5 protein-coding genes are annotated in these 5,815 nt (G+C 45.0%); 2 read left to right on the top strand and 3 right to left on the bottom strand.

Annotated elements, in window-relative coordinates; translation table 11 throughout:
* Positions 1–26 precede the first annotated feature (26 nt).
* Positions 27–2,834: an outer membrane beta-barrel family protein gene (locus tag VIM87_RS20960; protein WP_331998897.1), complete on the bottom strand. Its 2,808-nt coding sequence runs from the start codon at positions 2,832–2,834 to the stop codon at positions 27–29.
* 210 nt (positions 2,835–3,044) lie between these two features.
* Here VIM87_RS20960 and VIM87_RS20955 point away from each other — a divergent pair, with 210 nt between their 5' ends.
* On the top strand, positions 3,045–3,719 hold the full coding sequence (locus VIM87_RS20955; RefSeq protein ID WP_331998896.1) for a hypothetical protein: 675 nt from the start codon (positions 3,045–3,047) through the stop codon (positions 3,717–3,719).
* On the opposite strand, the gene VIM87_RS20950 is transcribed toward VIM87_RS20955, so the two are convergent.
* Complete coding sequence (locus VIM87_RS20950; protein WP_331998895.1) at positions 3,701–4,423, bottom strand: VOC family protein; 723 nt, start codon at positions 4,421–4,423, stop codon at positions 3,701–3,703. The genes VIM87_RS20955 and VIM87_RS20950 overlap by 19 nt on opposite strands.
* Before the next feature lie 66 nt (positions 4,424–4,489).
* Positions 4,490–5,287: a helix-turn-helix domain-containing protein gene (locus tag VIM87_RS20945; RefSeq protein ID WP_331998894.1), complete on the bottom strand. Its 798-nt coding sequence runs from the start codon at positions 5,285–5,287 to the stop codon at positions 4,490–4,492.
* Positions 5,288–5,431: 144 nt separating this feature from the next.
* Here VIM87_RS20945 and VIM87_RS20940 point away from each other — a divergent pair.
* A partial coding sequence (locus tag VIM87_RS20940; RefSeq protein WP_331998893.1) for a serine hydrolase occupies positions 5,432–5,815 on the top strand: 384 nt, incomplete at its 3' end.

The following is a 5,815-nucleotide window of genomic DNA, read 5'->3' as shown; positions in this document are numbered from 1 at the left end:
GTGCTTAGGATTGGGGGGTAAGCCCCTCATCCCCCTATCATCCTCATCTTCCCTCCTCTCCCTGCAGAAAGCCCATTCTTATTAAGGCTATACGTAAAGCTTAACTGGAAAAACCGCCGCAGGTTCTTAATACGGCTGTCTTCAATATAATTCTGATTACTGGTGCGGGTAATGCCTACGTTCTGGTTCAGCAGATCGTACACGCTCAGCTTCAGCTCTCCCCTGTTAAAACGCAGGAACTGCCGGCTAAAAGAGGCATTCCATAAGGGTACGCTGGCATTAAAGCCAGCAGCACGCTGGCTGTTAATGATGTAGGTAAAACTGGTATTAAAATAAAACTGCGCGGGCAGCTGCCAGTTGAACTCACCCTCATATTGTTGTGAAAAATAAGTAGCGTTCAATGCGGCCTGCAATGAATAGCTTGTTTTATAATAATTGAAGCCGCCGCTGAGCGACAGATCTATTTCATCAGAAGGGTTCAGATCCAGGCGCAGAGAGGGCCCCAGGGTAAAGGTATTGATGTTGTTTTGTACGGTGTTAATAAACTGTTTTGTTTTGCTGTAACCTGTATTACTACTGAAATTAATAGTGCCCTTTAAGACCGGCAGAGGCAGCCCCAGGTTCACATCGCCGGTTATATTATACACGCCGTTTACATTTACCGGGCGGGTGTGCTTAATACCAAGTGAATCCAATACATCATAATTCACGATCTTATTCTGCGTTTCCTGCATGTTAAAAAAAACAAACAGGTTCTTACCCTTAAAAGGATTCACGGATATAAAGTTCAGCTGCACTGCATGGGTGAATTCCTGCTTCAGATCAGGATTACCTTCGCGGATATTGAGCGGATCAGAGATATCAGGCACGGGCTGCAGCTGCGACATATTGGGCTGGTTGGTAATAGCCGCATAATTGATATTGAGGTTGCGGTAACGGGTAAAGTCGTATTTAAAACGCAGGGATGGCAGCAGGTTGTAAAATGTTTTGCTGATCACGGAATCCGTAGTACCGGCAATGATCTTGCCCTTTAATGCTGCCTGCTGCCAGTTAAGGCCGGCTGCCAGGCTGAACTTTTTTTGCTTCGTGCGCAATCGCAGGCCGGCATTCGTATAGCCGTATGTATTTTCAAAGTTATTGGTAAGAGCATCGTTCAATTGATCGAACTTACCATTGAACCTGTTATAGTCATAGGTTATTTTTTCCGATGTGCTGTTGGTATTGCTGCGGCCCAGGCTAAATTCCAGCAGGGAGCGTTTAAAGATGGGTTCTGTATACACTGCCCGCACGTTATAACTATTAAGACTACCCGAGACAGTATTGTGCTGATTAATAGAATCGTAAGCTGCGCCCTGGTTGTAAAAGTGATTGACCGACAGCAGGCTTCCATCACTTTCACTGTTATTAAAACTGGTTTGCAGGTTCAGCGAAAATGTACGACCCTTACGGTGAAATTTCTTCCTGAATAGCAGCTCATTCCGGAAGTTAGTGCCATGCCCGTCTGAAAAGTTATTGCTGAAACCCTGGTTGGCCAGCTGTTTATCTTCCGAAAATGTTTCGTAGCTGTTGTAACTACTGTTGCGTGTTTGCTGGTAACCAAAGGAAGGCGATATTTTAATGGAATGAAAAGAATCGATTTGGATATCTGCGCTCAGATTTAAGCGGTGCGTATTATTGAGATTATCACTGATAGCATGCTGGTTATAGAAATAAGAAGAATCGGGCAGAAAATACTGCCGCTGTACATTGCTTTCCTGGTAAGGGTTATAGCTGTTGTAAAAGTAATTGCTGGTAAGCTCGGTTTTAGTGCCGATCAGGTTATTATAGTTGGCCCCTCCGCCCCGGACGGTTTTAATACCATTGCTGTTACCATTGCCCATAAGCGCTGTCAGCGGATCCTCCGAATTAAGGGTAAAGCTCATATTACCGCTGCCGCTTTGCCTCATACGGTTCATCTCGCCGGTAAAATTCATGAGGTCCATAAATGAAAAACCTTCTGCATTAGTATTGTTGGCCATACCGATAACGGAAAGCTGCCGCGCGCCTTTAAAGGAGTTCACATTAAACCGGCCTTCATAACGGTCATTGGTGCCTGCGCCTGCCATGGCTTTTCCGAACAGGCCTTTCTTTTTATCATGCTTTAATTTGAGGTTGATGGTCTTTTCGCTGTTGCCATCATCAAAACCGGTTAGCTGGGCGGCATCGCTGAGGCGGTCGTATACCTGTACTTTGTCTATTGCATCGGCGGGCAGGTTTTTAGTGGCAATCTTGGGATCGGTACCAAAAAATTCTTTACCGTCAACGAGCACACGCTCTACTTTTTGCCCCTGCGCTTTTACGGTGCCATCCTTATCAACCTTCACACCTGGCAGCTTTTTCAGCAGCGCTTCTACGCTGGCATTGGGCTGGGTTTTAAAGGAGCCGGCATTATATTGAATGGTATCCCCTACCAGTGTAATGGGTGGCGCTTCCCCGGTAACCTCTACTTCATTGAGGGTGATACTTCGGTCCTGGAGGATGATGTTATAGAGATTACTCCCCGGCGAGGCAGCGCTGATGGTAACCGGCCGGCTGGTGCTGTGGTAATTAACATGGGTTATCAGCAATCGGTATTCCCCGGCGGCCAGGCCAGTGAGCTCAAAAAAGCCCTTGCTGTCTGTCATGGTGAAGCTGACCAGCGAGGAATCCTTTTTTTGCAAAAGGGTGATGGTGGCCGAAGGCACGGGTTGTTTTTTGGTGGTATCTGATACCGTACCTTTGATAACGCCATTTCTTTGCGCATGGGCTGCGAGCACGCAACAACAGGTAAGCAGGAGTAAGCAGATCTTTTGCATGGGAGTGATTTACAGGCCGCAAAGTAGCTTTACCACCCACAAAAGCCGGTTAACGAGCCTTGCATTAATGTTAAGGAACGTTAATAAAACGGCTCCGGACATTCAGAAAAAAATGTTAATATTCCGGTTGTCCTTGATTATGTTTAGAACCTGTCCTAGATTTCGGATGAAATGAACTTTACCAGACGTTTACAAATATTCATAATCTTCATGCTACTGGGTACGGCCACCTACGGACAGGTGCATATACAGGGTACTGTGTATGAGCGTACCGGGCGTTTGGGGATGGAAGGCGTAAGCGTAAGAAGCAACTCCGGCGCGGGAACGGTAACAGATTCATCCGGCCACTACAGCATCCGGCTGCCTTATGGGGATTCTATCAGTTTTTCGTACCAGGGAAAATCTACCCAGAAATTTGCCATCCGGGAAATTCCCTGGAACCACGCATTTGACATGAAAATACATGTGGACGTACAAATGCTGCCCCTTGTGGAGGTTAAAGAAAAAAGCTATCACCTGGATTCTATAGAAACCCGCAATGAATACCATAAAATATTTGATTTTTCGCCCGAATACCTGACCAGCGGGAACGGCGGCGCCGGTGTGAACCTGGATGCATTGCTCAGTTTAAGGAAGATCAAACGGATGCAGGTTTTTCAACGGCGGCTGGAAGAGTATGAGCAGGAGAAATATGTGACCCACCGGTTTAGCAAAACCCTGGTGGCGAAGATCACCGGCTTAAAATCGCCGGACCTGGAAAGCTATATGCTCGAGTACCGGCCTAATTTTCAGATGCTGATGAGCTTTGAGAATGAGTATGATTATTATAGGTATATTCTGGAAACAAGCAGGTATTACAGGGAGGATCACGGGGTGAGGCGGTGAAGCAGGTCGGCAACCCTTTGCAGCTCCGTGCTGAACTTATCCGGCTGGCCCTGTATATATGAACTTTTACGCACCAGTTCCAAAAGTAATGTTGCCTTAGCCGGGTCACCCTGTGCAATAGCAAGATCCGCACGCAGGATCATTACTTTATAAAGATTGCGGCAGTGATTGTCTTTATCCTTTTCAATTGCCTTATCAAGCACCGCGGATACTTTTTCCAGCTCCCCTTCTTCATCTTCGCTTTTGTAAGCAAAATCCAGGGCCAGTGAAAGTCTTTTGCTGGCGGCTTCTACTTCCTTGCTGTAGACCTCTTCATCCTGTGGAGCTATCTTTCTTCCGATCCTGATACAGTTTCCCGCAACATCTGAGAACATAAATTCACGGACGCCGAATTTTTTGTCCCTGATCTCGCTGATCCTTGGCAGGCCGCGGGTGGGAAGCTTTCCATAATGGCTGCGGAGCGCAATGGTAAATGCCTCATACAATTCATCTGCTTCATCTGTTAATATATAACAGGTATGATAGCACTGATTAGGCACATGTTGTTTGACGCCGTAAAAATCGAGCCGGAACCAGCCCCTTTCCAATATAGCATAGGGATTGGGGCTTTTCTGATGATAGGTTGCTTCAAAGCCAAGCACGCGGTAAAAATCAATCAATTCATCGAGGGATCTGCAGGGAAAAATGGGTGTGATAATATTCATTTGCAATTTTTAGAACATTGCAAAGCTAGATACCCGGCAGCATCTAAAATTGTAAGTTTTCGACATTCAGCTGCCAGGAACAGGCAGCCTCTCAATAACCTTCAGGTAAGCATTTGGTTTTAGCCCGGTAAATTCCATGAAGTCATGGTTAAAATGTGCCTGATCAAAGTAGCCTGCATCCAATGCAATTTCAGCAAAGGAAGCTTTTCTCCTGAAATTATTTACCGCAGCTTCAAAGCGCGCGATCCTTGTATACAGCTTGGGTGAAAATCCCGTAATTTCTTTGAAGAGCCGCTCAAATTGCCTTTGGGATAAAGGAACATTTTTAAGGAGTGTATCCATATCTATAAGTCCCTTTAATCTGTCAATGTTTTGAACGGCATTAACAATGTGTGGATTTACCGGTCTTTTTACAAGGGATTCCAGGAAACCGGCGGCTATACGTAATCTTTCCCGGTTTGTGGATGCTGAGCATATGCTTTCTTCAAGCTCCTTTCCTTTGTTGCCACAAAAGGATGTTAGATCAATATACTGATTGGTTAATGCGGTTGCGGGCATTGAAAATAGTACAGGTATGGCGTATGGGAAAAATTCAATACCGAGAATGCCTACGTTTTCCGGTGATATAAACCGGGCATGCGTTTTTGATTGTCCTTGTATACCGGAAGTAAAGGAGCTTGTAAGCTGTCCGCTTGCGGCTACTTCACTAAATTTTCCTTTATAGTGGAAAATGAGTTTGGGAGCGCTTGTTGCGATGGAGAAATGTGTAAAACAGTTATCGGTGGATGCTGATGCTTCGCCGATCCAGAAGAATTTTACGTAGGGCGAGAGTGTTGGGGAAGGTTTTATTTGGCGGTATTTCATAATAATGGTCCTGTAAGATAAATTATTATCTGAATAATTGTAATTACCTGATCAACCATAACATTTTTATATCTTTAAAACCATAGGCATACAAGTAAATTATTAGAATTTTTTCATCTAAGTAATAAGACACAATTGGGAAAAATGAAAAGGCCATTCACGTTATTACTGGCATTATATTTTTCGCTTGCTGCAACAGCACAAACTACCGCCTTAATAGATTCAATCGTTCAGCATGCGGTTTTGGATTTTATGAAAGATACTGCACGGGTTGGGCTATCGGTAGGAATATATAAAGATGGCCGAACCTATACATTCCATCAGGGCTCCACCCAAAGGGGAAAAGCTTTACGGCCGGACAATAATACCATTTATGAAATTGGGTCTATTTCAAAAACGTTCACCGGCTTCCTGCTTGCCAGGGCAATAGCAGATAAAAAAATAAACCCCGATGACGACATCCGTAAATATTTACATGACCCTTATCCCAACCTTGCGTACAATGGCAAGCCGGTAAAGATCATGCAC

This window comes from Chitinophaga sp. (assembly GCF_036569125.1).
Lineage (GTDB): Bacteria > Bacteroidota > Bacteroidia > Chitinophagales > Chitinophagaceae > Chitinophaga.
Note: the sequence above shows the minus strand (reverse complement) of the source record. Positions and strands in the feature narration are given on the sequence as shown.